Genomic DNA, 26,120 nt, shown 5'->3' on the forward strand with positions numbered 1-26,120 from the left:
AACAAGTCGAGACCGTTCATGTCGAAACCCTCCTACTTCGCTCCCCACGGCGGACATCCGGCGCAAACCGAGCTGCTGACCGACCGTGCCATGTTCACCGAAGCCTACGCCGTCATCCCCAAGGGCGTGATGCGTGACATCGTCACCAGCCACCTGCCGTTCTGGGACAAGATGCGCATGTGGGTCATCGCCCGCCCGCTGACCGGTTTCGCCGAAACCTTCTCGCAGTACATCGTCGAAGTCGCTCCCGAAGGCGGCAGCGAGCGTCCCGAGCTGGACCCGAACGCCGAAGCGGTGGTGTTCGTAGTCGAAGGCGAGATCGACATCACCGTCGAAGGCAAGCACCACACCCTGGTCCCGGGCGGCTACGCCTTCCTGGCACCGGGCGCCGAATGGAGCCTGCGCAACAACAGCAAAGCCAACGTGACCTTCCACTGGCTGCGCAAGCACTATCAGAAAGTCGAAGGCCTGCCGGTGCCGGAATCGTTCGTCACCCACCGTGACAACGCCACCGTGATCGAGATGCCGGGCACCGAAGGTCGCTGGGTCACCACCCGCTTCGTCGACATGGCCGACATGCGTCACGACATGCACGTGAACATCGTGACCTTCCAGCCTGGCGGCGTGATTCCGTTCGCCGAGACCCATGTGATGGAACACGGCCTGTACGTGCTCGAAGGCAAGGCCGTGTATCGCCTGAACCAAGACTGGGTCGAGGTCGAAGCCGGTGACTTCATGTGGCTACGCGCATTCTGCCCGCAAGCTTGCTACTCCGGTGGCCCAGGTCCGTTCAGCTACCTGTTGTACAAGGACGTCAACCGTCATGTGCACCTGACCCTCAACCCGCAGCGTTGAAGCCAGGCCGATATCCGCAAGCCCGCCTACATGGCGGGCTTTGCTTTTGCAGCGCAGCGCAGCGCAGCGCTCAGAGTAGTCGCCGAGGGTTGGCGCTGACCCCTGCCGCAGTTGTACCCAATTCCCCAAAGCTGGGTGTCCCCGCCCACTGCGCCGCTTCCCCCGCACGCCCCCGCATTCACGCGTGAACCCTTGTACGACAAGGGCCGCAGCCGTGCTCATAACACCTGGCACAACTGTTGCCACCACCTCCTCAGACGCCCCATCCCCTGGGCCCGTTTGCAGGAGATTCGACTCATGCACCGACCGACCCCCCACCTGCTGGCTACGGCGATTTTCGCCAGCCTGCTCCAGCTACCGGCCCAGGCTGCGCTGTATGCGGTCGACACAGGCCCCTATGCCCAGCCCACCGGCAAGTTCCCCAGTTGGTACCAGGATAGCCACGGCCGCGTACTCGACCTGTGCTTGTCCAAGGCCGTAAGCTCGCGAATCGCCGGTACGCCCGGCGCGCCCTCGTACATGTGCACGTTACTGCCAACCCCTGGCGTGTTCGACGATACCCAGCCGATCAATTTCCCCAGCAACTTCCCTGACGAGGCGTTCTGGTTCACCGCTGACGCCTCGATCGTCAACGCCGCCCAAGGCATCGACCTGGGTTATGGCGCCGCCATCGAGGCAGCGTTCAGTACCGACGAGCCGGTCGATGGCGACCAGATCAGCTTCGCGCGCATTCGTATCCGCGTGGATGTACCTGTGGCCGGGACCTACGTGATCACCCACCCGTACGGCGTCGAAGTATTCGATGTACCCGCTGGCGGTCGCCGTGCGATCAACATGACCCGCGATATCGGGATTGGCGCCCCGGGCGATTTCACCGGTGCCCTCAAGGGCGATGTCGGGCCGTTCCTGCGTAGCGTCAACGGTCCGTACACCGAGACCGATCCCAACACCGGGGCCAGCGAGCGCTTCCTGGGCGACCCCAACCTGGAGGAGGCCGTCACCGGCAGCCCGTTCAATACCAACTTCGTACGCATCGAGGGCCCCAACGGCATCGACCTGCGCACCACGCTGTTCGCGGTATCTGGCAAGCTGTCCAGCGTCAACCTGCCAACCCCGCAGATTGCGCTGCGCAGTACCTACTCCCGGCATACCGAAAATGGCACGCTCAAGGCCCAACAGGACGTCTTCGTGCTCGCCCCACCCGCCCCGGCCAGCGTCACCCTGAACAGCCAGTCGCCGACGCTGTCCTTTACCGAGGCCAACGGGACCGGTAGCTGGTATGTCCAGTCGGCGCTCGACCCCAGCCTGCCGCAAACCTTGCTGGTGACCGCCGACAACAGCCTGGCGATTGCCACCAGCGCCCCCACCACCACACCCATGCCCCTGACAGACCTGGTGACCATCACCCGTGCCGAGTACAGCCTGGCCAGCGGCCAACTGACCATCGAGGCCAGTACCAGCGACGAAACCTCGCCACCGGCCCTGACCGCCACCACCGGTAACGGCACCACGATCGGTGGCCTGAGCGGCGACGGGCCGGCCAAAAGCCTGTCGCTCGGGCATACCCCGATTCCCCCCGCCACCGTACGAGTCACCAGCGCGCACGGCGGCAGCGATATCGAAGACGTGGTGCTCAAGCCATGAACAGCCAAAGCCCCCGCCTTCAAGGAGGCAGTATGAATACGTGGTCGCGCCAGGCGCTGTATGCCGCCGGTTTCACCCTCAGCATGAGCAGCATGGCCTGGGCCGCGCTGAGCGAGGTCGACCCAGGTCCCTATACCTTCGCCACCGGAGGCTTCCCGATGTGGTACGGCGATGCCGAAGGCCGCAAGCTGGAGTTGTGCCAGTCGCGCGCTACCAGTTCGCGGGTCGCCGGCGCCCCAGGCGCACCGTCCTACATGTGCACCCTGCTGCCTGAGCCGGGCATCTACGACGATGCACTGCCGCTGGTGTTCCCGGACAACTGGCCGCCTGAGATGTTCTGGTTCCTCGCCGAGGCCACCCTCCCGGCTGTGGGCAATAGCGGCTACGCGCTCGACGCCTATGTCGCGGGCGTCGAGGCCGCCTTCGCGGCGGAAAACCCGGTCAACGGCGATCAACAAAGCTTCGCGCGCATTCGCATCCGCGTCTCGGTGCCCACGGCCGGCACCTATACCGTTACCCACCCCTTCGGCGTGGACACCTTCAATGTCACCACACCTGGGCGTCGAGCCATCAACCTGACGCGCGACATCGGCATTGGCGCGCCTGGCAACTTCAGCGGTGCGCTGAACGGGAACATCGGACCGTTCCTGCGCGGCCTGGGCGCGCCGTACACCGAGGTCAACCCGGACACAGGCGCCAGCGAAACGTTCATCGGCGATCCGAATATCACCGAGCCGGTGCTCGGCAGCCCCTTTGGTACCAACTTCGTACGGATCCAGGGCCCGGCAGGCACGATCGAGACCAATCTGTTCACGGTTTCCGGCAAATTGCTCGATGCGCGCCAGCAGACCCCGGTCACGCTCGAACGCGCCACCTACCAGCGCAACGCCGCTGGCACCCGCGTGGAGGTGTTCGCCAAGGCGCCCAACAGTGCCAGCCTGTGCCTGCGCAACGGCGTGGCGCTGGTGGGCACACCGCCCTCACCTTGTCAGTTCAGCCTGCTCGCCGACAACAACGGGCTGTTCTTCAGCCAACAACTGAGCCAGGCCGCGCCTCCCTCGGTGGTCGTGGTCACGGCCAGCGACGCGGCTGCCGGCACCCAACCAACCGCGCTGTCGAGCAAGCTCAGCGACGTGGTCAAGGTCTCTAATGCGCGCTATGACTGGGTCAGCAAACGCCTGGTGGTAGAGGCCCGCTCCAGCGACGAAGTACAGGTACCGGACCTGATCGTCCAGGGCTACGGGCGCATGTCCAAGGCCGGCGTGGCGCAAAGCCTGAGCGTCAGCGACCTGACCCAGCCACCGGCGAGCGTCACGGTCAAATCCGCCCATGGTGGTAGCGACGTGGAGCCTGTGATCGTGGTCGGCGCCGCGCCAATCGCGGCGGGCAACCAGCCGCCGGTGGCCCAGGCCGATACCGCCAGCACCAGCGTGGGTGTTCCGATCACGCTCAACCTGCTGGCCAACGACAACGACCCGGACGGCGACCTGCCGCTGAGCATCACCGACCTCACTCAACCCGGCACCGGCCTTGGGGGGGTTGCGATGAACGGCACCACCTCGGTGATCTATACCCCACCAGCCGGTGCGACCACGCCGCAGGTAGCCACCTTCAGCTACCGCGCCATGGACGCCAAGGGCCTGACCTCGGCACCGGCCACAGTGACCGTCAACGTCGCGCCGAACCAGCCACCCACAGCAGTCGCCGACACCGCCGCGACCCTAGGCGTGCCGCTGACCATCAACGTGTTGGCCAACGATACCGACCCAGAAGGCAACCTGCCGCTGAGCATCGCCAGCGTCACGCAGCCGACACCGGCCGGTCGTGGTTCGGCGGTCATCAATGGCACGGCGATCACCTACACCCCTCCGGCCACGGTCACCGCCGCGTTCACGACCACCTTCACCTACGTCGCCCGCGACGCGATCGGCGCCAACTCGACACCCGGCACGGTCACCGTACAGGTGTCGCCGAAACCGCCCCAAGAGACCTTCGCCGTCACCGCTGCAACGGTGCAGGCGCGCTCGAACAACCGCTACAACTGGGACATCAGCGGTACATCGTCGATCACGACCGGCAACACGGTCACCGTGGAAGTGACCAGCACCGCCGGGCTGGTGACCCTGGGCACCACGACCGTGCCGGCGAACGGCCGCTGGCGCCTGCTGGTGAGCAACAGCACCAGCGTGGTCCCCACCGCCAACCCGACCGCCACCGTGCGTAGCAGCCAAGGCAGCGTGCGCACCGTGAACGTGGTCCGCCAATAGGCCGCAGGCACGCCATGAAACGCTTCTACCCACTGCTGCTGTGCCTGGCCCTGGCGGGCCAGGTCAGCGCCGCCGACCTGATGGACAACGCCGACCTGGCGCCGGGCAACGACCTCGGCGAGCCGCTGGTGGTACGCCTGCTCCCAGCCGGTGCCGGGCAAGTGGCGCTGATCGGGCAACAAGGCAACAGCAACCGCGCCACCCTCGACCAGAACGGTCAGGCCCTGCTGGGGCAGATCGTCCAGGCCGGTGGAGCGCAGGAGGCTTACATCCTGCAGCAAGGCAGCGACCTGATGGCCTCGATCAACCAGCAGGGCTACGCCAACGACGCGTCGATCCGCCAGACCGGCAGCGGCAACAGCGCGGCCATCGAGCAGCTCGGCAACCACAATAGCGCCACCATCGAACAGACCGGCAACGGCCTGACCAGTGCCGTGACCCAGGCGGGTAACGGCCTGCAGGTTCATATCAGTCAATACCGTTAACCCCCAAGCGTCAGACCAGGAGGCACCCCATGTACAAGCTCGCCCCATTGAGCTCCGCCATCGTCCTCGCCCTGGCCGGCTACGCCGTGGCCGACGATAGCAGCTCGACCCAAACCCAACAGGGCAACAACAACATCGCCGATGTGCAGCAAGCCCACGCGCCGTATGCCTCCGCCACCCAGGAGCAGACCGGGACCGGACACAATCACCTGGCGGTGCAACAAGACAGCAGCAGCAATATTCAGCAAAGCGCCAGCGGTTCGTACAACGCAGGTTACGCCGAGCAGTTGTTCGAGCACGGCAGCCAGATCACCCAGCAGGCCGGCGGCACCCTCAACGATGCGTTCGCCAGCCAGTCGATGGGGCAAGACAACCAGGCCCTGCAACAGCAGCAAGGCACCGCCAACCAGTCGATCATCTGGCAGGAGTCGCAGTCCGGTGTACGAGCCACCACCGACCAGGTGGGCCAGCGTAACCAGGCGACCATCGAACAACTGTTCAGCGGCAGCGGCAACCAGGCGCTGATCCAGCAAGACGGTAACGACAACCAAGCCGCCGCCGAGCAGTTGAACCAGGTGAACGGGGACCTTGCCATCTACCAGCAAGGCCGGCAGAACTGGGCCTATGGCGACCAACGCGACGGCGTCGGCGGCAGCGTGGGCATCAGCCAGTACGGCACCGGGCATTCGGTGGAAGTCTGGCAGGACAACCAAGTGGGCAGCCAGGTGCAGGTGTACCAGAACGGCCAGCTCAACGAAGGCTACGTCGACCAGAGCTTCGGCCAGTCCAATAGCGTCAGTCTCAGCCAGAACGGTCGCGGCAATGCCAGTTGGTCGGATCAGTTCGAGACCAACCAGTCGGTGACCAGCATTTCCCAGGTGGGTAACAGCAACCTGCACTTCACCTACCAGAGCGGTGACGACCAGCGCTTGAACATCAGCACCCAGGGTAACAACAACACGGTGTTGGCCAGCAACTGGAAGGGCGACAAGCTCGGCGGGCAGTTCGGCAGCGGCCAACGGGCTGACATCAACCAGTCAGGTAACCGCAACAGCGTCAACTTGACCCAAGAAGGCAGCAGCCAACTTGCCCAACTGCGTCAGAATGGCAACCGTAACCAGATGCAGACACGCCAGGCTGACAGCAACAACGAGTTGTACTTCGAACAAAACGGCAGTGACAACGTGTTGATCGCTGATCAGCGTGGGGTTGGCAACTACGCGCAAGGCGTCGTGGCTGGCAATGGTGGTAGTGTCACGCTCGATCAGTCCGGGAGTGGGAACCAGAGTTATACCTACCAACTGTATGGCAGCGGTAACCAAGCGACTGTCAAACAGGCCGATGGCGTTAATGTTGCTTATGTGACGCAGGGGGGGAATGCGAACCAGGCCTTTGTCGATCAACGTGGGGCTGGGCAGGCGGCCTCTATCACCCAATACGGGAATGCCAACATGGCTACGGTTACTCAGCAGTGAGTCTCCCTCATTGGACCGTGGGCTTGCTTTTTCGCGGTCTTTTTTTTGGGGGGTGGTTGTATGTGCATTTATTGGCTTGGTTGATTTTTAGTTAACTTTTCGGTTTTGATAGCTTTATACGTATTCATTATTGATGTTGACTTTTAGTCACCTTTCCGCCCTTACGGCGGGTCCCTTTTTGAAGCATCAAAAAGGAACCAAAAAATGCTCGCTCCATCATCCGGCCCCTGCGCTGCGCGCAGGGGTTCCCTCGCTTCGGCGCCTTTCGGGCCCGCGCGGCCTACGACTTGCTACGCAAGTCTACATCTCGCGCCTTCGGCTACGCCGAAGGGTGCTGCGCACCTGGCCCTACAGACGCCTACACTCGGCCTCCTGAAGTCGCAATTGGCGGCGCCTGGGCAATTGCGCGCTTAGAAGCAAGAGCAAGAGCAGCGGGTTTAGCAGAGTGCCGGACCACTGCGAAGCAGGCGGCGCGGTGTATGGCACCGGCTTCGCCGGTGTTCGCGGCACAAGGCCGCTCATGCAGGTACAACGCTGGGCTCAGGCTGGGCGCAGTCCTGTAATCCAGAGTTCCCACAACTGCAACTAGCGGTTAGCTGCGAAAGTACAGGCGCCACCCCTAACTTCGCGACTTCAGTAGGCTGAGCGAAGGTGGCTGGAGGGCCCAAGGTGCGCAGCACCCTTCGGCGTAGCCGAAGGCGCGAGATGTAGACTTGCGCAGCAAGTCGGAGGCCGCGCGGGCCCGTAAGTCACCGTAGCGAGGGAACCCCTGCGCGAAGCGCAGGGGCCGAATGAATGGAGCGAGGATTTTTTGGTGACTTTTTGATCCTTCAAAAAGTTACCCGCCGTCAGGGCGGAAAGGTGACTACAAGTCAACATAGAAAGTGAATTAGAATACAGCTTCCAGCACATCCAAACAATCAAAGCCAACTAAAAGTCAACTAAAAGTCAACCAAACCAACGAGTACGCATACAATTAAAAACAGCCAAAACTAAACAACCAACCCCACACAAACAAGAAAAACCATCATAACGACTAACTCAGGCCCAAACCGCCATCGCACAATAATCGAATACCAACAATCGCATTCCACAGCACAAAACCCCAATCCCGCGTACACTCCCACCACCATGATCCAACCCACCCTAGACCTGTTCGGCACCGCCCCCCAGCACCTGGCAAGCCACACCACCCTGCTCCAGGGTTATGCCCTGCCCGACCTGGAACCCATGCTTGACGCCCTGCGCCCGATCCTGCGCGCCTCCCCCTGGCGCCACATGCAAACCCCAGGCGGCCTGCCCATGGCCGTAGCCCTGAGCAACTGCGGCGCCCTGGGCTGGGTCAGTGACGAACACGGCTACCGCTACACCCACACAGACCCGCAAACCGCCAAGCCCTGGCCAGCCCTGCCGCCGGTGCTATTGGACCTGGCCCAGCGCGCCGCAGCCCTGGCCGGTTTCGAGCACTTCGAACCCGACGCCTGCCTGATCAACCACTACCGCCCCGGCACGCGCCTGAGCCTGCACCAGGACCGCAACGAACAGGACTACACCCAGCCCATCGTGTCGATCTCGCTGGGCCTGCCAGCGGTGTTCCTGTTCGGGGGATTGCAACGCAGTGACCGCCCGCTTCGCATTGCGCTGAACCACGGCGACGTACTGGTGTGGGGTGGCGAGGATCGCCTGCGTTTTCATGGCATCCTGCCGATCAAACCGGGCGTGCACCCGCGCCTGGGCGAACGCAGGATCAACCTCACCCTGCGCAAGGCAGGTTGACCCGCCACCGACGTATCAGCTGCCCGTGTGCTCCAGCACCTGGTTGATGGCCGCGCCGTCGATACTCAACGTCGCGTTGTCGAACATCCCTTCCACATACGCCTTGGCCAACTGTTCCTGGCGCTGCGCTCGCAACAGCTCGCGCAAGCGCGGGGCGACCTCCTCCAAGGTCGCCGCACGAGGCGGCTGGGTCTCGAGCAACTGTATGACGTGCCAACCCGCCACGCTGCGCACCGGATCGCTGATCCCCCCGTCCTTCATCTTCGGGACCACCTCGCGCACCTCCGGCAACAGCTGCGCCAGTGCCTGCAACCCGGTGTCGCCACCCAGAGCGGCGCTGTCTTGGTCTTGCGAGTGCTCACGCGCCAGCGCGGCGAAATCTGCGTCTTTGCCCTGGGCCTGCCTGGCCAGCGCCACAGCCTGCTGGCGCACGGACGCCTCCTGCGCCGGGTTGTCGACCCGCAGGAAAATCTGGCTCAGACGATAGCGCGCAGGCAACTGCAAGCCCGCCTTGCCCGCCTCGTAGGCCTGGCGGATCTCGGCCTCGCTGGGGTAGTCGTCGGGCACGCGGCTGACCGATGCCAGGTAGTCACGCAGCACGACCTGCTCACTGAGCGCCCGAATGCGCGCCTGAACATCCGGGCGCAGCAACCAGCCCTGGGTTTCGGCTTGCTGGAACAAGGCCTTCTCCGCCAGGCGCGCGCGGATCCAGGCTTCCAGTGCCGGGCGGTCAGCCCGCAGTTGCTGGCGGGCATCCTCCGGCAACTGGGCGAACAATGCCTTGAGTTCATCGCCGCCAACCTGTTGCTCGCCTAGCCGGGCCAAGGCCGGACCGGTATCCACCGGCGCCTGCGGCGTACGCGCTGACGCGGGCACCGAAGCAGCCTCTGGACGCACGATGATGGCCACCACCAGAGCAACGCCGGCCAGTGCACCGGCGCCTACCCACAACCTGCGCGCACTCACGAGGCGTTGACCGCGTCGGCCACCTGTTCAGGCGCTTGTTGCGCAAGGTTGCGGCTGTAGTCGCGCAGGTACACGATGAACTCCTGCAGCAGGCGGTCCCACAGCAGCAGGCTACCTTGCAGGAACTTCGGGCTGACCCCGTCGGCCACCACCACGTCCATCTCCATCACCAGGAATTCGCCCTGCACCGAAAGCCGTGCGAAACGGCGCGTGGCATTCCAGCGTTCGGCAAGGCCGGCGGGCAACTCGCCCTGGATGCGCAACGCGCAACTGAAGGTGAAATCGTAGAAATCCGCCTGTGTGGCCGGCGCGCGATTGCCAAACCGCACGGCAAACCCTACGCCCTGGCTCGCACTGAGCAATTGCACCAGTGAATTCTGCTCGCTGCGGTTGACCCGGTAACCGGCGTCTTGCAGCAGTTGAGTGAGGGAATCGGCGCTCACGGCATTGATGAGGGTGACTTCTGTCATGTGCTGTCTTCCTTGAGTGGGTAAAGGCGTCTTAACCTGACATCACTGTCGAACAGCCCGCCCGAGACGGCCGCACCGCTCGACCAACATCCCCAAGCGTAGACACAAATACCCAGAGGTGTTGAACCCGCCCTCCAATGACCGCCACCGCCTCGCTCAAGGCTGGTGGTTCTGGCTCAGGTACTTGTCCACCACCGCAGGTTCCGCGCCCTCGGCTACCTGCCACAGACGGCGCTCGATGCCTTGTGCCAACAAGTGCCCGACCGCCGCCTCGATGGCCGACAGCACACACAGCTGCGCCGGCTCGTTGGTGGTATAGCCGACTTCGGCCTCGAGCAGCTTCTTGAACTCGATGAACTTGAACACCCCCGCGTTACGCCCCACGGAATAGATGGTCTTGCTGGTCATCACATTGGCCAGCACCTGCCCGGTGCGCACATCCACCGCCCGCAGGTTGACCGTCACCTGGTCGACCCGGTACTCGCGGGAGATGTCGATACCGAGGTAACGCGCGCCCTCCCCGCCGCTGCGCACATTGGTGTCATAAGCAATGATGCCGCCTTCGAGCATCAGGTTGGCCGCCTGCAAGGGGGGCAGCTCGGCCTGGATGTTCTCCGGCACGTCGGCCTTCTTCTGCGAGGCGCGGATGATCTTGCGCTCGGTCAGCAGGTTCTGCAGGCCTTCACGCTCCAGCACCACGAACCAGCCGCTGGCGTTGAGGGCATCCATCAGCATGCTCGCCGCACCCTGGGTGACGCTGGTGGAGAACGAACTGGCCGGGGTTGGCTTGTACTGCCCGGTCTGGTCGCGGAATCCATACACCACCGCCATCAAGCGTCCACGTGGGCGCGGCATGTTGATCAGGTCATAGTAGGTCGAGGCCCGCGGCGTCAGGGTTGGGGTTTCGCTTTCGTGTTCGGCCGGCATCGGTTCACGCAGGCCGCAACCTTGCAGCCCTTGCAGTACGACGATCATCAACAGGGTGCTCAGCAGGCGTTTCATGGTGGTGCTCTCCCCAAAAGAAGACCTGGCCCTGCGACGGGCTTACAGGCCGCTGACCTGGATGATCGAGATTTCCCCGGTCGCACGGTCGGTGACGCGGATGCTCAAGGCGCCACCGTTGTCGATGACATCGATCAGGAACGCATTGGTGGACATGCTGCCGGTGGTGCCGTTGCTGATGTTGTCCAGCAACTGCCCCAACAGGCGCGACTCCAACTGATTGGTGAAACGTTCCAGGGCCGACGTGCTGGCGAAAGCCGAACCGCGGCCCTTGAGGTCCGGGTCGTCGTAGTCGTTCTGCGCCTGGGCGTTGTTCAACAGCCAGGTGCCATTGAGCGGATTGCCACCGAAGGCCGGGTTGACCGGGGTGTACACCAGTTCCGTGGCCAGGGCCTGGCAGCAGAGGCCTGCGCTGAGCAGGCAGGCGGCGAAACGCTGGGGCTTTTGAATGTTCATAGCTCGTCCCTCTCCAGATCGGTGGTGTCCTGCAGCAACCGTTGCAGCTTGCGCTCGACGATCAGCTGACGGACCTGGTCGGCGGCCGCGGCGGCCTCGTCGGTCAGTTGCGTGGTGCTCGGCGCCAGGAACCGCTTGAACACCACTTCACGCTCATACTCCACGGTGACCAGGCTGCCCCAACGGGCATCCGGGCGTTCGCGCACCACCAGGTTGAAATCCAGCCGGCTGGTGGCACGCAGGCGGTCGCTGAAGGCGTTGTAGAAGCTGTGGCCGATGTGCGAGATGGTGTTATCGACGATGAACCCCATCATCTCGTCCTCCACCGCTGCGCGGGCCTGGCACAGCAGCGCCAGGCACAGCACCAGTACCGCCCAAGGGCGCTTCATGGCGCCTCTCCTGGGCCTGCATGCTGGCGCGCGCTGGCGGCGCTCTGGGCAAAGGCCTGCTCGGCGACGAACTGCCAGTCGCTGTAGTGCTCGACCCCTTCGAAGCTGCTCCAGGCTGCGGCAAAACCGCTGCGCTTGAGCGGCGACGCATCCGAGAGGCTGTACACGCCGGTAATCCGGCCATCCACCGCCCGCAGCAAGCCCCAGTCGTCACGCCCGGTGATCGGGTCCGGGTAACGCTGGCGCAGGTGATGCTGCGGCGAAGGGAAGCGGTTGTCCTCAAGCAGGTCAGCCAGATCCTTGGGGTATTGCGCCAGGCCCGGCGAGGCCCGGTAGTAGCTGCGCAGCGCCTGGGCATACTGGCCGCCGACCCACAGCAACTGGCGTTCGCGATCACGTTGGGCGCTGGTGGCCCACAGCGTCCCGGTGGCGGCCAGGGCCATACTGCTGATGGCAATCAGCAGCATCACCCCCAGGTAGGTGAAGCCTGCTTCACCAGTCGGCGTAGAGGCTGCCATCGCGCGCCCTCCCAGTGGCACCGCTCTTGATGTCGGCCACACCCCCGCTCACCCCTTCAGGCGGGGGGACCAGTTGCCAGCCGTCACGGCGTTCGGTGATCGGATCGACCGGGGTGTTGCGCAGGTAGCGCTGCTCGACCAGTTGCTCGAGCGAATCGGGGTAGCGTCCGGTATCGCCGTAGTAGTGATCCAGCGCTTCGCGCAGCACCGCCAGGCTCTGTTGCAGGGTCGCCTCGCGGGAGGCTTCGAGGCTGTTGAAATAGCGCGGCAAGGCGATGGTCATCAAGGTGGCGATGATCGCCATGACCACCAGCAGTTCGATCAGCGTGAAGCCGCGGTCGCGTCGTTGCATGGCCGTCACCACTGCCCGTAGGGCACGTTATTCAGGCCTTTGCCACGGGCCTTGGAATACACATCGAAAACATCATCGCCCTCGCGCGGACTCTCCGGGCTGCTGGCATAGGCTCGCAGGCCCCAGCCCCCCCCATCGTCGTGTGTGGCCGGCAGCAACGGGTCGTGGGGAATGCGTCGCAAGAAGTAGAACTTCGCGCCGTTGGCACTGCGCACGTCGCGAACCCCATCCACCAGCACCTGCAAGTTCGGCGGGTAGCCGCTACCATTGAGGCGTTTTTCGATGTAGCCGGCGTCGAAGGCACGTTTGTAGGCATCAATGGCATCGCGGATCTGATACAGCGCCTCACGCAATGCCTGCTCCTTGCCCCGGCGCACCAACGTCTCGGTCAACGGCGCCGCCATGCTGGCCAACAGCCCCAACAAGGCCAGGGTGATGACCACCTCGATCAGGCTGAACCCCTGCTGGCGACGCTTCATGGCCGCGAACTCCCAGGCACGGCCGGCACCACTGCCATCTGCTCTTGTACGCCAGGCTGACCGTACGACTCGACCGGCAGCGCATTGGCAGGCGCGGGCTGGACCCATTGACGCGCCTGCAAGCTCGACTCGGTGCCGGTGGAAAACTCCATGTCCGAAGGGCTCTGGTACGGCAGGTTGCGCACGATACGCGGGGTGATCGCCAGCACCAGCTCGGATTGGCTCATGTCATCTTTGTTACTGCCGAACAGCCGCCCGATTCCGGGGATGTCGCCAAGCCCTGGGATCTTGTTGCCGCTGGCGTTGTGGTCATTGCGCACTAGGCCGGCCAACACCTGGGTTTCGCCATCGTGCAGGCGCAAGCTGGTCTGCGCGTTGCGGGTGTCGACCTGGACCGGAATGGTGCCCTGGCGGGTCGCCTCCAGCGGCGTGGCATTACTGACCTCCAGCGCCACCTTGATCGCCACCTCGTTGTTCAGGTGCACAGTGGGCTGCACTTCGAGTTTCAGGCCCACGTCGAGGTAGGTGACGCTCTCGGTGATCACCGGCCCCTGGGTGGACGGCACCGAGGTGGCGCTGATGATCGGCACCCGCTGGCCGATGTGAATGCGCGCCTGCTCACGGTTGCTCACCCGGATCACTGGGCTGGCCAGGGTGTTGATGTCCTTGTCCTGGGCGTTGATCTTGGCCTGCGGCGCCGGCGAGATGCTGATGCGGCTGGAGTTGATTCCTCGCAACTGGTCAAGCACGCCCACCGAGCTGCCGTCGCTGTTGATCACGCCGAAGGTGTTGGGCCATTGCAAGCCAAGGTCGAGGATGCGCGAGCGGGCCACCTCCATCACCTCCACCTCCAGGACCACCTCGGGATTGGACTGGTCCTGCGACTGCAAGAGTTTTTCGGCCATGCGCACGGCGTCTGGGGTGTCTCGCATGGTCAGGGTGTTCAAGCGTTCGTCGACGAACACGTCACGGGTCTTGAGCATGGTCTTGACCATGTTCAGCGCAGTGTTGGCGTCGATGCTGGTCAGGTAGAAGGTGCGCATGACCAGCTCTTGATAGTCCTTGGTTTTCTGCGGCGAGTCGGGGTAGATCAGCAGGGTGTTGTCGTTGACGATCTTCTGGTGCAACTGGTTTTGCTCCAGCAGCAGCGCCACGGCATCCTCGATGCGCACTTCGCGCACGAAAATGGTCGCCTTCATGTCCGGGCGCAGGTCCTTGTCGAAGATGAAGTTGATCCCGGCCACCTGGGCCAGGACCTCGAAGATGGTCTTGAGGTTGGCTTCGCGGAACTCCAGGGTGACTGGCCGCTCCAGGCGGCTGCGCAGTTGCGGATAAGGCGTGGCAGTGCGGGCCTGGACGTTCTCGATGTCAGTGCGCAGCATGATGCCCTTCTGGTTCTGCGGATCGAGGCGCAGCACCTCGCGCATGAAACGCTCGGCGCCGAACAGGTCGCCCTGACGCAGCGCTGCCTGGCCGAGGGCGACGCGCTCGTCGAGGGTGCGGATCAGCTCGATCTGGCGCACGCCTTCCTGGGCGCGGCGGTTGTTCGGCTCAAGGGTCAGCACGCGGCCATACCCCATGCGTGCATTGGCGAAGTCATGCCGCGCACGGTCACTGTCGGCCTGGGCCAGCAGCGCCTCCACCGCCGTCTGCCGGGCATGCGCCAGGGCAATGTTCAGCTCGGTGTCGCGCGGTTTGTCACGCAGGGCCTCTTCCAGGCGGGCGATGCCGGCCTCGTACTGGCCGTCCTGGATCAGCTCGGCGCTGTCCTTGCGAATTGCACTGGTGCCGCACCCGGCGATGGCCACGCACAGCGCCAACAGCAGGAACGGAGCGGGCTTGCTCGACTTCGAAGGCTTCATGGGGCGCTCCCGACAGACAAGGTCTGTAGCTGGTGCAGTGGCAGGTAGACCAGGCCCAGCTCGTTGGCCGAGACATGGTCGAGGCGGTAGGTGTCTTCGATCACGTCGCCCTGGCGCACGACGTAGAGTTTTTCGCCGTCCTGCAAGAACACTTGCAGGTCGTCCCGATCCCCCAGCCGGCCGACAAACTGGAACGGCAACGCAGGCGCGGTGGGCGCCACGATGACCGGGCTGACCACCGGTGGCGCCTCAGTGACCGTGGCCAGTTGCTGCGGCGCGGTCCATTGCTGGCTGGGGAACAGATCACGCGGGGCGCTGGCCTCATCGCGCGGTAAGCTCGCCTCTAGCGGCGCCAGCGCAGGCCTGTGCGAATCCGCTCGCTGCGCCTGCGGCGCAACCCCCTGTTGGTCTTCGAACCAGTGTCCGGGCGCCCACGCCAAGGCGGCGCTGACCCCAAGAAAACCGATCCACATCACGCTACGCCGACTGTTCATCACGACCTCGACAGGTAAAGGGTCATGCGCACCCGACCGGTGAGTTCACGTTCACCGATGCGCGGGCGTTGCAGTTCAAGGTCTTCCAGGACCACGGTCGGCAGTTGACTGAGCAGCGCGTTGAGGAAACCGCGAATCTGCGGGTAACTGCCACGCACCGGCAGGACGATCTGGTAGCGCGCCAGCTGGGTCTTAGGGTCCACGCCCAAGGCGTACTCGCCGCGCGCCAGGCTGATGCGTTCGGCGCTGGCCAGGTGGTACAGGCGCTCGATCAGCGCACTGGCCTCTGGCTGGCCGGGCAGTTGCTGGCGCAAATCGTCCAGTACCTGTTGCTCGGGCTTGACCTGGACCTTCAGCTCGCCACGCTCCAGGCGCTTGACCTGCACGCTGGCGTCAGCCTCGCTGGCACGCAGTTCGCGCACCGCTTGCCACTGCGGTAGCACCCAGGCCAGGGTCAGTACCAAGGCCAACAGCGCCATCAGCACAGCGCTCAGGCCTACCCGACCAAGGCGTGCAAGGGTTTCGTACAGGATCAGGCTAGGGACGCGCATGACCGGTCTCCCAGGTGGCTGTCAGGTTGAAGCGCACCGGATGTTCGGCCTGCCCCGCCATCACCTCATGGTTGAGCAGCGACACATCCGACAGCGCCGCACTGCGCTCGAGGCGCTGGTGGTACTGGAGCATGGCTTCCAGGTTGCGGGCTTCAGCGCTGATGCGTACCTGGCCCTTGCGTGCATCGGGGGTCAGGCTAAGCAACGCCACGTCCTCCTGTGGCAGCGCTTCGAGCATGGCGAACAGCTGTTGCCAGGGCCGCTGCAGTTGCTGCGAAACACTGCGCATCTGCGCCAGGCGCTCGGCCTGCTCGCGTACTGCCGCGCTGCTTTGCGGTGCGGCAGTGGCCGAGCGGCGGCCTAGCCTGAGTTCGAGCCGATGCACGCGGGCCTCAAGGCCTGCCTGCTCGCTCATCAGTTGCTGCTGGGCCAGCACCAGCAAACCGACCAGTGCAGCGCCGAAGATCAGCAGCGCCCAGGCCAGCGGGCGGCTCTGGCGTGGTTGAAACTCCAGGTCGAGACGGCGCATGTCAGGCCACCGCTCGCCACATCGCGCACAGCGGATCGGCCTCGGCCAGCCCACTGCACAGCTGCACCGCGGCCAGGCTCAACGCCGCCTGGCGACCTGGAGCATGTAGGTACACCTGCGGCAGTGGCTCGCCATACAGCTCGCCGGTGCGTTCGATCAGCGCCTGCAGCGCCTGGTCGTTATCGGCGCAGCCCTGGGCCAGCACCTGCTGCCAGCAACCGTGGGCCGCCAGCAGCAGCACGCTGCGCCGGGGTTCGGCCAGCACAAACAGGAAGTTCCCAGGTTCAAGTTGCGCCTGACAGTGGTTGTAGGCGGCCATCAGGTATGGCTGCACCGAACGCAGCCGCAGATGACGCTGCTGGCCCTGCGCCTGCAAGCCTTGCAGCAACGCCTCGGGCAATGCCGTGGCGATGCGCGCAGCCCCGGCAGGCTCGGGCGACAGGACGATGCGCCAGTCATCCAGAGCCTGCCCGTAGAGGTTTTCGAAGCAGGCCTGAGCGTAGGCATACAGCTCGCGCGGATGACCAATCGCATCGCTCCACGGCACCAGGCAGAAGCGGCTGAAGCGTGCTGACAACAGTATCTGCAACGGGGCACCGTTGACTTGGTGTTCGGTCAGCAGGCCATCGAGGGCGAGCAACGCTGCGGCCCAAGCCGGTTGCGCCGCCTGGCAGGTGAACGCCTGGCTGCCCAGCCACTGGTGCCGCTGGCCATGCCAACGTCCCAGGCCCACACCCTCGGCGCCGAGCACGGCGCAATAGCGGCACGCGCCGCGATCAAACAGTGAATGTGACACGGTTGATCTCCTCGAGTGTGGTGCGGCCCGTGCGGACCAGGTCCAGGGCCGAGGCGCGCAGCAGGCGTAGGCCGCGTTGGCAGGCCATCTGCTTGATCTGCGAGAGTGGGCGGCGTTCGACGATCATCTGCCGCAGGTCGTCGTCCAGGTGCAGCAATTCGGCAATCGCATTGCGTCCGCGGTAGCCACTGCCACGGCACTGGCCGCAGCCCTGGGCGCGCACGAAATGCCAGCCCGTGACCGCCTCGCGGGTCAGCGCCGAGGCACCGAGCAGCTCATCGTCCGGCTCGCATGGCACCGCGCAGTGAGTGCAGGCCAGGCGCACCAGGCGCTGTGCCAGCACGGCGTTGAGCGCCGAGACGAAGCTGTAGGGGTCGACCTGCATCTGGCTGAAGCGGCCAATCACGTCGAATACGTTGTTGGCGTGGATGGTGGTGAATACCAGGTGTCCGGTGAGCGCCGACTGCACCGCGATCTGCGCGGTATCCGGGTCACGGATCTCGCCGACCAGGATCTTGTCCGGGTCGTGGCGCAGGATCGAGCGTAGGCCACGGGCGAACGTCAGGCCCTTCTTCTCGTTGACCGGGATTTGCAGCACGCCCGGCAACTGATACTCCACCGGGTCTTCGATGGTGATGATCTTGTCCACGCCATGGTTGATCTCGCTGAGCATGGCGTACAGCGTGGTGGTCTTGCCGCTGCCGGTAGGGCCGGTGACCAGGATCATGCCGTAGGGCTCGGCCGCCAGCCGGCGCAAGGCGCGCAGGGTGTGCTCCTCGAACCCCAGGGCCTGCAACTGCACGCCACTGACCTGATCGGACAAGTCCTGCTTGTCGAGCACCCGCAACACCGCGTCCTCACCGAAGATGCTTGGCATGATCGACACGCGAAAATCGATCTGCCGATCACCGATTGCCACCTTGAAACGACCGTCCTGGGGCACGCGCTTCTCACCGATGTCCAGCTCGGCCATGACCTTGATGCGCGAGATCACCTGCTCGGCGAACGCACTGCCGCTGGCCTTGCCGGCGCCATTGAGGACACCGTCGATACGGTACTTGATGGTCAGGCCCTGGCCGGTCATGCCTAGGTGGATGTCGCTGGCGTGCTGTTTGAGGGCGTCGTACAGGGTGGAGTTGACGAGCTTGACCACCCGGCTCTGGTCCTCACTGATGCTGGTCAGCGACAACCGTTGCAGGGCATCGCCTTCGCCGCTCGCCTCGGCGCCCGGGTCGAGCGCGTCGACGGCATGGAAACTTTCTTCGTGGCGGGCCAGAAATGCCGCCAGGTCGGCGGCGTGCGTCAGGTACAGCGGCGCGCCTTGCAGGCAGTCATCGATCCAGGCCAGGCGTGCGCTATCGAAGGGATCGGCGAACACCCCGATCAGCTCGCCGCCCCGCTCCACCAGCGCGAACTCGCGTTTCAGGCACTGGGCCAGACTGACGTGGGCGAAGGCCGGAGTGCTGGCGAACAGCGCCTGGGTATCGAGCAATGGATAACGCAAGGTACTGGCCAGGCGCTGAGTGAACACGCCGGGGCTGTCGCACGAAAGACGCTCAAGGCACGCAAGCAGGCGCTCTTCGCCCGCTTGCAGGCGGGCCTGTGCCAACAGTTCGCGGGGATAACCGGGCTGCGACAGGGCCAGCGGATCTGGATCGAATGCCTGTGCCATTGCCTGCGACTCCGCTCAAGGGCGACGCCGCAGGCAGTGATGCGTGGGGCGCCGCTATTCCCCGGTGAGTAGCTGATCGTCGTCAGGTTCGGCGGGCTTCTCGCCATTGCGGCGGCGGTCGGCCAGTACCCAGCTGCCATCGAACAACTGCAGGGGGAACGATTGGTTCCTGTTCTGGCGTCGTTCGACGAACCCCTCGGCCGGTCGGTCCGTGGCCCTGCGCTGGCGCTCTATCCCCATCAGGTCGAAAACCGCGCGGGCCAGTTCCATCAGCGGGAATGGCTTGAACAGGACATGGCTCACACCCAGTTCGGCGGCCCGCTCACGCACCTCGGCGGTGGGATGGGCGGTGATCAGCACGAAATGGCACGACCTGTTCCTGCGTACGGTCTCCAGAACCTGAAACCCCTCCATGTCGGGCAAGCGGTAATCCAGCACAATCACATCCGGCGCCAGGCGCTCGGCCAGGCCAATACCACTGGCACCGTCGTGGGCAACCTGGACCTCCAGGCCTTGCGCCTGCAAATACGATTGCAGGTTTTGCGCAAGGGTCTGTTCGTCGTCGACTACCAATACTCTGTTCACCAAGGTCCACTCCCAAGAACTGCCCGGTTTCCCGGTCTGCGAAGTGCGGCCTTGTAGAGGCTTGAGCAGTCTTCGTGCCAGGCATGAAGGATTGTTGCTTACCGCTTGCAAGCGGTTGATATTGCTGAGACTTTCGTACGCCTTCAGGGCAGCGGTGGCGGCAGTTCCCCATAACTGGGGGAACTGATAGCACTTTGCCCTGAGACGATTCCCCAGGAGTGGGGAAACGCACGCGCCGGCCTCAGTCGATGCGCTCCACTGTAGCGGATTCACGCAAACGTTGGCGCACTGAATAGCGCGCCTGGGCTTGCTTGTGTGCCATCAGCAGGTCACGGGCCATGGCCCGTTGCGACTCAATGTCTGTGTGGGTTAAGACTGAAGTGTTATCACTTTGGTTCTGTTTTTCTTCGAATCGGTGACGATTGGCCAGCCAAAAGGCCTGCACCTCGGCCGCGTCAGGCTCGGCCACCTCGGTGAGTCGTGCATAGGCCTGCTGGGCGGCCAACTCATGCCGGGTATAGTCGGCAAAGCCTGGACGGTCGAAACCGGCGGCGCTCAGGCGACGGTCGAACGACGCCGAGCCGCCGAGCGCTGCTTCGAACGCCGCCACCTGCGCCTCCACGTCTGCCTCGCTGATGACGATGCCCAGGCGCTGGGCGTGCTGCCACAGCAGCTCCTTGTCGATCAGTTCGTCCAGCGCCTGGTCACGCAGGCGTCGATACAACTGGGGGTTGCGGATGCTGGTCGGCGCCCGCCCGTGGGCCTGAAGAAACTCACTGAAATAGTGCTCCAGGCGCAGCACGCCAATGTCCACGCCATTGACCCTGGCCACCGCTTGGTCGGCACGGCTGAACGGACTCAGCAGCAATAGCAGGCACATCATCACTATACGCATGGCCAAACCTCCAAGCAGGCGCGAACTTGCCCCGCGATTACCGGCATTGTCGATCCCATCCCCAGGGTTTCTGGGAATGCGCAGCAAGCCCGCCCCGGCAAACCGTCAAGGCGCCTGTAGCACAGCGCTGTACGGCGCGACTTCGGTAAAGCTCGGGCCTGGCAAGCCCACCTGCAGCACGTGCGCCCCTGCCAGCCCGCGACGCCTGCCTGGGCCAAAGCCCAGGGCCGGGGTCAGGCCCGTGTCGATGTCGTGCAATTGCTCAAGTGCCGCCACCAATCGCTCACGGCTCACATCGCGCCCTGCCTGGCGCAGTGCCTCGACCAGCAAACGCCAGGCGCATAGGGTGCTGACCTGAAGTGCCGTCTGCCGTGTGTCCAGGCCTTGACGCTGACGCAATCGGTCCAGGGCCTGGCGCCCCGCTACGCTCCAATCCCCAGGGACGAAGGGGTAGGCCAGCAACAACCGTTGCGACCATTGCGCCGACAGGTCGGGCAGTGCACCGGACACCTGGCTGGAAGCGGCCAGCAGGTAAGGCGTGCGTCCCGCGCTGGCCAACGCGTTGGCGAGTGACGCGAAGGCCCGCGCCTGGCCCAGAAAAACGATGCCCTCACCCGCCATTGCCTGGCCCTCGAACGGCTGCGCGGGGCCAGGGGAAAAACCCAGTTGCTGCAACCGTTGGCGCAGGCTCTGGGCGGCCTCGGCCTGGTCGTGTCCGGCATACACCACTTGCAAGCCATCAGGCGCCAAGCCCAAGGCAATGCGGGCATGCGCGGCCACGCTCAGCAATTGCTCGGGCACTGCCGGTAACGGGTCGAACACCCACACCCCGCCGCCACCACGCGGCGTGGTCCCGACCAAGGGCAAACGCTCGCGCTCCAGCGCGGCGCTGTCGAGCAGCGGCGCCAACGGTGCAATCAAGGCGAATACCTGCCGTTGCGCCAGCCGCTGCAACGCCTGCGCAGTGCTGACAGCCTCACGCCCTGGGTCGATCACCACCAGTTGGAGCCTGCGACCGTGCAGGCCGCCCTGGCGGTTGATTTGCTCGACGCCGTCCTCCAGCACCGCTTGCACCACCCGTCCGGCCTCGGCCAGCGGACCGTCCTGGGGCAACAACGTGCCCAGGCGCAGCACCTCGTCCTCGACGCCAGGGTCGCGATCATCGGCCAGGCGCATGAGGTAGGCCGTGAGGTTGCGTTGGTCGGCAAGGCTCAATTCGAAACGTGGCATGCTCGGATCCAGCCGATTGCCGCCGGGATCGACCCCGGTGCCAATCGCCCGCGCCAGCGTGGCAGTCCGGTAGGCCGGATAACGTCGGCCGTTCATCTCGCGCAGGCCCGGCCCTGCGGCCAGGCGCTGCCAATCCAGGCTGGGTGGACGCACGGCACCTTCGGGGCGACCGCGCCCGTCGGTGCCGTGGCATCCTGCGCAGGGCAGCACGTTGGCCGGCACTTGCAGGTCACTCGGGCCGACCCGGGCGAGCAACTGGGCGTCGCTGCTGGAGAGGCCCTCGCGGTAGAGGCGCTTACCGGCCTGCTCTTGGGCGTTGAGCGACAGGGCCTGCGCCTGGGCACTTAATGCGAGCCCCCCTAAGAGCATCAGCCAGCGCCAGCCGTAACGCGATTCACACGTCGCCAGGCTATCGCTACAGGTTGTCCGGCGCATGGCTTTCAGCGCCCGGCCAAGGGTTGGATAAGCAACTGCATGCGCTGAGCGATGGCCGCTGGCGGCGCATCGGGGCGGATCTTGCTCCAGCGTTTGCCCGCCACATCGCCTGCGATCAACTGCGTGGAATGCTGCTCAGGGCTTGGCAGGAACTGACCAAGACGCCCCAGCACCAGGTCGACGCTGGCCTTGTCACCGGTCAGGAACAGCCAGTTCGGCACATCCACCTCCTGCTGACGCGCAAAGGCCTTGAGCGCCTCGGGGGTATCGTTGAGCGGGTCGCTGCTCAGCGAGACAAAGGTCACCTGCGCAGCCAGCGCCGGCCCCATCGCCTCGCGCACCTCGCGCAGCTTGCGGGTGATCAGCGGGCAGGCATCGTTGCAGTGGGTGAAGATCACGTTGAGCATCACCACCTTGTCTTTGAGTACATCGCTGTAGAAGCGTAACTGCCGACCGTTCTGGTCTGTAAGCACGGTGTCGGTGAACCAAGTCTGCGCATCCCGCGTGCCGCCGCCACTGCTGATCGGCGGCGGTGCCGGTTGCGGCGTGGGGGCATGGCCTTCGTGGGCGAAGGCCACCGAGGCCAGGATCCACAGGCAGGCGGCCAGCACTACCCAGTCGAAGCTGCGCATACCCGCGCGACGGGCGCTGACGCTGCTCATGGCTGCACCGCCTGGCCGGCGATGGCCGTGCTCTTGGCGTGCACGCGACGCGCACTCAAACGGTTGATCTGCGTGACCAGCAACGCCGGGTCGGTAAAGCCGTAGTAACGTGTCCAATGCCCGCTGCGCGCGTCACCGACCAGGATCAGCGGGGGATGCTCCTCAAGGTTGGCGCTGAAGCTGCCCAAGCCTTTGAGGGTCTCGCTGATGGCATACGGCGAGCCCGTCAGCCAGCTCCAGCCAGGACCGCGCTGGAAAGCTCGGGCATAGTTGGCCAGACGCTTGGCGTCGTCACGCTGCGGATCGACGCTGATCGACACCAGGCGCACCTCCTCGCCCACGCGCCCGCCCAATTGCTGCTGGACCTTGCCCATGATCGAGGAAACCACCGGGCACACGGTCGTGCAACTGGTGTAGATGAAGCCCATCACCACCAGATGATCGCTGACCAGGTCCTTCTCCAGGCGCACGGGCATGCCGTCCTGATCCAGCAATACCACATCGGCGAAGCGCACATTGGTTTTCTCCTGGCGCAACGCGGGCGGCGAGCTGGAGCTGTCGGCGTGGTCATGGCCGGCGTGAGCCAGGACCAATGGGCTGGCGAACAGCAGGCTCAAGGCAAACAGTTTGCGGGCATAGACAGGCTTCATCGCACACTCCTGGGTTCCCCTTGGGAAGCGGTTGGTGTCGCGGCAGGCAGCACGCGTAGGCTGGTGTAATTGTCTTCGGCGAACTTGCGGCCAAGGCTTGGGGACTGCACATGCAGGTACCAGGCGCCGGCCTCGGCCAACTGCAACGAGGCTTGGTACACACCCTCGCCGACTTCGGTCAGGGGTAAGTTGCGTGGCAGTGACGAGGGGGCCAGGAAGTAGCGCAGGCTCAGGTCGTCGAGGCCCAGGCGCGGCTGGCCGTCGTCACTGAGAATGCGCACCCTGGCCACGAACGGATCGTGTTGCTGTAATGGCTGGGCGGTGTCGAGGAACTCGGCATGCAGCCCCTGGCGCCGCGCCGTCTGCGGCAGCGCCGCGACCTCGGTGCTGAAGCAATGGATGATCTGCGGCTGGTTGAGCAAAAAAGCCACGTCAAAGGCACCGGCGGCCGGCAGTTTGATGGTCGAGCCATACACCCCCGGCGCCACTTCGCGCAGGCTACGATCGACCACGATCGCCGCACGGGCCTGGTGGCCGCGATTGTTGTAGCCGGACATCGGCGCATTCATGCCCTCGGCATAGAAATAGGTGGTGTTGTCCACCGGGTTGACCACGAACACCGCGTTGTCATCGCGTGACACGCTCAACCCCTGGGCCAGTGGCAGGTCACCGGCCTGACGTGGCGCCGCCGGGCCGGCTTCGAAGCCCTGGACGATTGGCGCACGGCCCTGCCCGAGGCTGGACAGATTGATCATGCTCACTTTCGGCGAGGCCAGGCCGCGCACGTAGGCGTAACCCTTGGTGAAGGTCAGCTGGTACGGCTCGGCGGCTACCGGGATGCGGTGGATCAGTTGGTCGTTGCTGGCGTCGATCACCAGCGCCTGGCTTTCCAGGGTGTTGAGCACCACGCCAAAGCGTCCGTCGCGGCTAAAGCGCATCGGGCCAAGGCCCGGCTCGGCCTGCAGCGTATGGCGCAGTTGGTGACGGCGGGCATCGAACACGCGCACCGTGCCCTGCTGCCCGTCGACCACGTATACCGCCTGGGACAGCGCCGAATAGCTCACCGACAGCGGATGCGGACCGGCCTCTAGGGTCTTGAGCAGGCGCATCTCGGCGATGTCGATCACGCTCAAGGTGCCGGCGTCACGGTTACTGACGAAGGCGTAGCGCGAGTCGGCACTGAAGGCGATTTCGTGGTGCCCGGCGCCGGTGATGAATGACTTGAGCGGGGTACGGCTGGGCACGTCGATCACGCTCACCCCGCCTTTGCTGGGGTCGCTGCTGTTGTTGCCCACCCACAGCTGGCGCTGGTCGGGTTGCAAGGCCACGCGAAACGGTTGCTCGCCGGCCTGCAAGGTGGCGACGCGGGTGAAGGTGTCGGTGTCGATCAACGCCACCTGGTTGCGCTCCGGCATGGACACGAACACCTGTTTGTCATCGGCGCTGGCGACCCAGTCCATTGGCCGTCCTGGCAGCTCGATGCGTGCCAGGGTGCTGGTGATTCCGCCGACCGAGACGGTGGGGTCGATGACCGTGAGGCTGGCATCCTTGTTCATCATCAGCAGGAAGTAGCTGTTAAGGTCCAACAAGGGCCGCGCGCCGATGCTGCTTTTGAGAAACAACGCCACCCGCGCCTTGCAGCTGCTGTCACGATCGCCGGCCGGGGCGGACTGCGCGGGGTCCAGCCAGGCGCCAGGCGCCATGCCAGAGAGGGGTTTGCCGCTGCTTTGGTCGCTGACCTTGAAACGGATACTCGCGAAGTCCCCTTCACGTAGCGGGCCTGGGGTCAGTGGATGGGCTTCGAACTCGACGGTCACGCCGTCGCGGCTCAGGCGGTGCTGGGTGTCGGGATCGGGCGTCTGTTGCAGCAATTCGCGTGGATCGCACCAGAGTTTTTCGTAGGCGACGCCTAGGCCGATCAGGGCCCATCCCAGGAGCATGCCGATGTAGGCAGGGTGCATTCGGCGCTTCATGGCTTGCACCTTTTTCTTGGGGTGGGTGAATGCGGGCATGGGGTGAGGCGTTGGGGCGGGATGAGCATGCTGCACCTCCTGCTGAGATGGGGACGCTGGTATGGGCTAAGCAAGCGTTATGCCATGGCTGGAAGTTTTTGTTTATCAGGGGGTTGGGGGGTTAAGGAGAGAAAGTTGGGGAGGATTCCCCGGGGGCGTGGCCCGAAGGCGGGGGTTGGTGGGGGTTGGTCGGGGTCGGGGGGGGTTAGGGTGGTTTTTTGGTAGATGTGTGCGCATTCATCGGCGATGTCGACTTTTAGTCACCTTTTCGCCCTTACGGCGACCTACTTTTGCTCTTGGGCAAAAGTAGGCAAAAACCGCTCGCTCCATCATCCGGCCCCTGCGCTGCGCGCAGGGGTTCCCTCGCTCCGGCGCCTTTCGGGCCCGCGCGGCCTCCTGAAGTCGCAATTGGCGGCGCCTGGACTATTGCGCGCTTAGAAGCAAGAGCAGCAGAATTATTTATTTGAAGTGATGGATGTGTTGTTTGAGTTTATGTATTCGCGGTGATGCGGCACTCCAGCAAACATGCTTTCACAAGTGTGACATTCAATGTTTGAAGTTTTGTGCAATTCAGACTGTGCACAATCCTGTGGGAGCGGGCTTGCCCGCGAAG

General features: G+C 64.5%; 26 protein-coding genes. 6 read left to right on the top strand and 20 right to left on the bottom strand.

Going from position 1 to position 26,120, the window contains the following annotated elements; all coding sequences use genetic code 11:
- The first annotated feature begins 18 nt into the window (after window positions 1–18).
- The 6 genes from FEM01_RS03935 to alkB all read left to right on the top strand — a co-directional run bounded on the left by FEM01_RS03935 (window position 19) and on the right by alkB (window position 8,502).
- Window positions 19–855 (top strand): bifunctional allantoicase/(S)-ureidoglycine aminohydrolase, encoded by an 837-nt coding sequence (locus FEM01_RS03935; protein WP_138217956.1) that lies wholly within the window; start codon window positions 19–21, stop codon window positions 853–855.
- Between the two features lie 297 nt (window positions 856–1,152).
- On the top strand, window positions 1,153–2,499 hold the full coding sequence (locus FEM01_RS03940) for a hypothetical protein (RefSeq protein ID WP_138217957.1): 1,347 nt from the start codon (window positions 1,153–1,155) through the stop codon (window positions 2,497–2,499).
- 32 nt (window positions 2,500–2,531) lie between these two features.
- A complete protein-coding gene (locus FEM01_RS03945) occupies window positions 2,532–4,766 on the top strand; it encodes an Ig-like domain-containing protein (protein WP_138217958.1) in 2,235 nt (744 codons plus the stop codon).
- Window positions 4,767–4,780: 14 nt separating this feature from the next.
- On the top strand, window positions 4,781–5,251 hold the full coding sequence (locus FEM01_RS03950; protein ID WP_138217959.1) for a curlin: 471 nt from the start codon (window positions 4,781–4,783) through the stop codon (window positions 5,249–5,251).
- Window positions 5,252–5,280: 29 nt separating this feature from the next.
- Window positions 5,281–6,726, top strand: a complete 1,446-nt coding sequence (locus tag FEM01_RS03960; protein WP_138217960.1) for a curlin — start codon at window positions 5,281–5,283, stop codon at window positions 6,724–6,726.
- Window positions 6,727–7,857: 1,131 nt separating this feature from the next.
- On the top strand, window positions 7,858–8,502 hold the full coding sequence (gene alkB / locus FEM01_RS03965) for a DNA oxidative demethylase AlkB (protein WP_138217961.1): 645 nt from the start codon (window positions 7,858–7,860) through the stop codon (window positions 8,500–8,502).
- A 15-nt stretch (window positions 8,503–8,517) separates the two neighbouring features.
- Here the strand turns inward: alkB and FEM01_RS03970 are convergent, their stop codons facing one another.
- From FEM01_RS03970 to FEM01_RS04065, 20 genes are all read right to left on the bottom strand, one after another.
- Window positions 8,518–9,468 carry a peptidylprolyl isomerase gene (locus FEM01_RS03970; RefSeq protein WP_138217962.1) on the bottom strand — a complete coding sequence of 317 codons (951 nt, stop codon included), beginning with the start codon at window positions 9,466–9,468 and terminating at the stop codon, window positions 8,518–8,520.
- A complete protein-coding gene (locus FEM01_RS03975) occupies window positions 9,465–9,938 on the bottom strand; it encodes a YbjN domain-containing protein (RefSeq protein ID WP_138217963.1) in 474 nt (157 codons plus the stop codon). The genes FEM01_RS03970 and FEM01_RS03975 overlap by 4 nt, the downstream gene beginning before the upstream one ends.
- Window positions 9,939–10,094: 156 nt before the next feature.
- On the bottom strand, window positions 10,095–10,940 hold the full coding sequence (locus FEM01_RS03980) for a CsgG/HfaB family protein (RefSeq protein WP_138217964.1): 846 nt from the start codon (window positions 10,938–10,940) through the stop codon (window positions 10,095–10,097).
- A 42-nt stretch (window positions 10,941–10,982) separates the two neighbouring features.
- On the bottom strand, window positions 10,983–11,396 hold the full coding sequence (locus FEM01_RS03985; RefSeq protein WP_138217965.1) for a curli production assembly/transport component CsgF: 414 nt from the start codon (window positions 11,394–11,396) through the stop codon (window positions 10,983–10,985).
- Window positions 11,393–11,785: a curli production assembly/transport protein CsgE gene (gene csgE, locus FEM01_RS03990; protein WP_138217966.1), complete on the bottom strand. Its 393-nt coding sequence runs from the start codon at window positions 11,783–11,785 to the stop codon at window positions 11,393–11,395. Before csgE ends, FEM01_RS03985 begins: the two co-directional genes overlap by 4 nt.
- Window positions 11,782–12,303 (bottom strand): type II secretion system protein, encoded by a 522-nt coding sequence (locus FEM01_RS03995; RefSeq protein ID WP_138217967.1) that lies wholly within the window; start codon window positions 12,301–12,303, stop codon window positions 11,782–11,784. The genes csgE and FEM01_RS03995 overlap by 4 nt, the downstream gene beginning before the upstream one ends.
- Complete coding sequence (locus FEM01_RS04000; RefSeq protein ID WP_138217968.1) at window positions 12,278–12,655, bottom strand: type II secretion system protein; 378 nt, start codon at window positions 12,653–12,655, stop codon at window positions 12,278–12,280. Before FEM01_RS04000 ends, FEM01_RS03995 begins: the two co-directional genes overlap by 26 nt.
- A gap of 5 nt (window positions 12,656–12,660) precedes the next feature.
- Window positions 12,661–13,134 (bottom strand): type II secretion system protein, encoded by a 474-nt coding sequence (locus FEM01_RS04005; RefSeq protein ID WP_138217969.1) that lies wholly within the window; start codon window positions 13,132–13,134, stop codon window positions 12,661–12,663.
- A complete protein-coding gene (locus FEM01_RS04010) occupies window positions 13,131–14,996 on the bottom strand; it encodes a secretin N-terminal domain-containing protein (protein ID WP_138217970.1) in 1,866 nt (621 codons plus the stop codon). Before FEM01_RS04010 ends, FEM01_RS04005 begins: the two co-directional genes overlap by 4 nt.
- On the bottom strand, window positions 14,993–15,490 hold the full coding sequence (locus FEM01_RS04015; protein WP_138217971.1) for a hypothetical protein: 498 nt from the start codon (window positions 15,488–15,490) through the stop codon (window positions 14,993–14,995). The genes FEM01_RS04010 and FEM01_RS04015 overlap by 4 nt, the downstream gene beginning before the upstream one ends.
- Window positions 15,490–16,041, bottom strand: a complete 552-nt coding sequence (pilO, locus tag FEM01_RS04020) for a type 4a pilus biogenesis protein PilO (protein ID WP_138217972.1) — start codon at window positions 16,039–16,041, stop codon at window positions 15,490–15,492. Before pilO ends, FEM01_RS04015 begins: the two co-directional genes overlap by 1 nt.
- Entirely contained in the window at window positions 16,028–16,570 is a 543-nt protein-coding gene (locus FEM01_RS04025; RefSeq protein ID WP_138217973.1) for a PilN domain-containing protein, read from the bottom strand. The genes pilO and FEM01_RS04025 overlap by 14 nt, the downstream gene beginning before the upstream one ends.
- A 1-nt stretch (window position 16,571) precedes the next feature.
- The gene (locus FEM01_RS04030) at window positions 16,572–17,366 is read right to left on the bottom strand and encodes a hypothetical protein (RefSeq protein ID WP_138217974.1); all 795 of its coding nucleotides are present in this window, start codon (window positions 17,364–17,366) and stop codon (window positions 16,572–16,574) included.
- Window positions 17,347–19,038: a GspE/PulE family protein gene (locus tag FEM01_RS04035; RefSeq protein WP_138217975.1), complete on the bottom strand. Its 1,692-nt coding sequence runs from the start codon at window positions 19,036–19,038 to the stop codon at window positions 17,347–17,349. Before FEM01_RS04035 ends, FEM01_RS04030 begins: the two co-directional genes overlap by 20 nt.
- A gap of 54 nt (window positions 19,039–19,092) precedes the next feature.
- Window positions 19,093–19,626 carry a response regulator gene (locus FEM01_RS04040; RefSeq protein ID WP_138217976.1) on the bottom strand — a complete coding sequence of 178 codons (534 nt, stop codon included), beginning with the start codon at window positions 19,624–19,626 and terminating at the stop codon, window positions 19,093–19,095.
- Between the two features lie 238 nt (window positions 19,627–19,864).
- Window positions 19,865–20,518, bottom strand: coding sequence for a SurA N-terminal domain-containing protein (locus tag FEM01_RS04045; protein ID WP_138217977.1), 654 nt, complete (start codon window positions 20,516–20,518; stop codon window positions 19,865–19,867).
- A gap of 105 nt (window positions 20,519–20,623) precedes the next feature.
- A complete protein-coding gene (locus FEM01_RS04050; RefSeq protein ID WP_240791727.1) occupies window positions 20,624–22,117 on the bottom strand; it encodes a cytochrome c/ABC transporter substrate-binding protein in 1,494 nt (497 codons plus the stop codon).
- Between the two features lie 71 nt (window positions 22,118–22,188).
- Complete coding sequence (locus FEM01_RS04055) at window positions 22,189–22,845, bottom strand: SCO family protein (RefSeq protein WP_138217979.1); 657 nt, start codon at window positions 22,843–22,845, stop codon at window positions 22,189–22,191.
- Window positions 22,842–23,495 (bottom strand): SCO family protein, encoded by a 654-nt coding sequence (locus FEM01_RS04060; RefSeq protein WP_138217980.1) that lies wholly within the window; start codon window positions 23,493–23,495, stop codon window positions 22,842–22,844. Before FEM01_RS04060 ends, FEM01_RS04055 begins: the two co-directional genes overlap by 4 nt.
- Window positions 23,492–25,468, bottom strand: coding sequence for a beta-propeller fold lactonase family protein (locus FEM01_RS04065; protein WP_138217981.1), 1,977 nt, complete (start codon window positions 25,466–25,468; stop codon window positions 23,492–23,494). The genes FEM01_RS04060 and FEM01_RS04065 overlap by 4 nt, the downstream gene beginning before the upstream one ends.
- Window positions 25,469–26,120 lie beyond the last annotated feature (652 nt).

It is taken from the genome of Pseudomonas mosselii (assembly GCF_005796105.1).
In the GTDB taxonomy this organism is placed as follows: Bacteria; Pseudomonadota; Gammaproteobacteria; order Pseudomonadales; family Pseudomonadaceae; genus Aquipseudomonas; species Aquipseudomonas mosselii_C.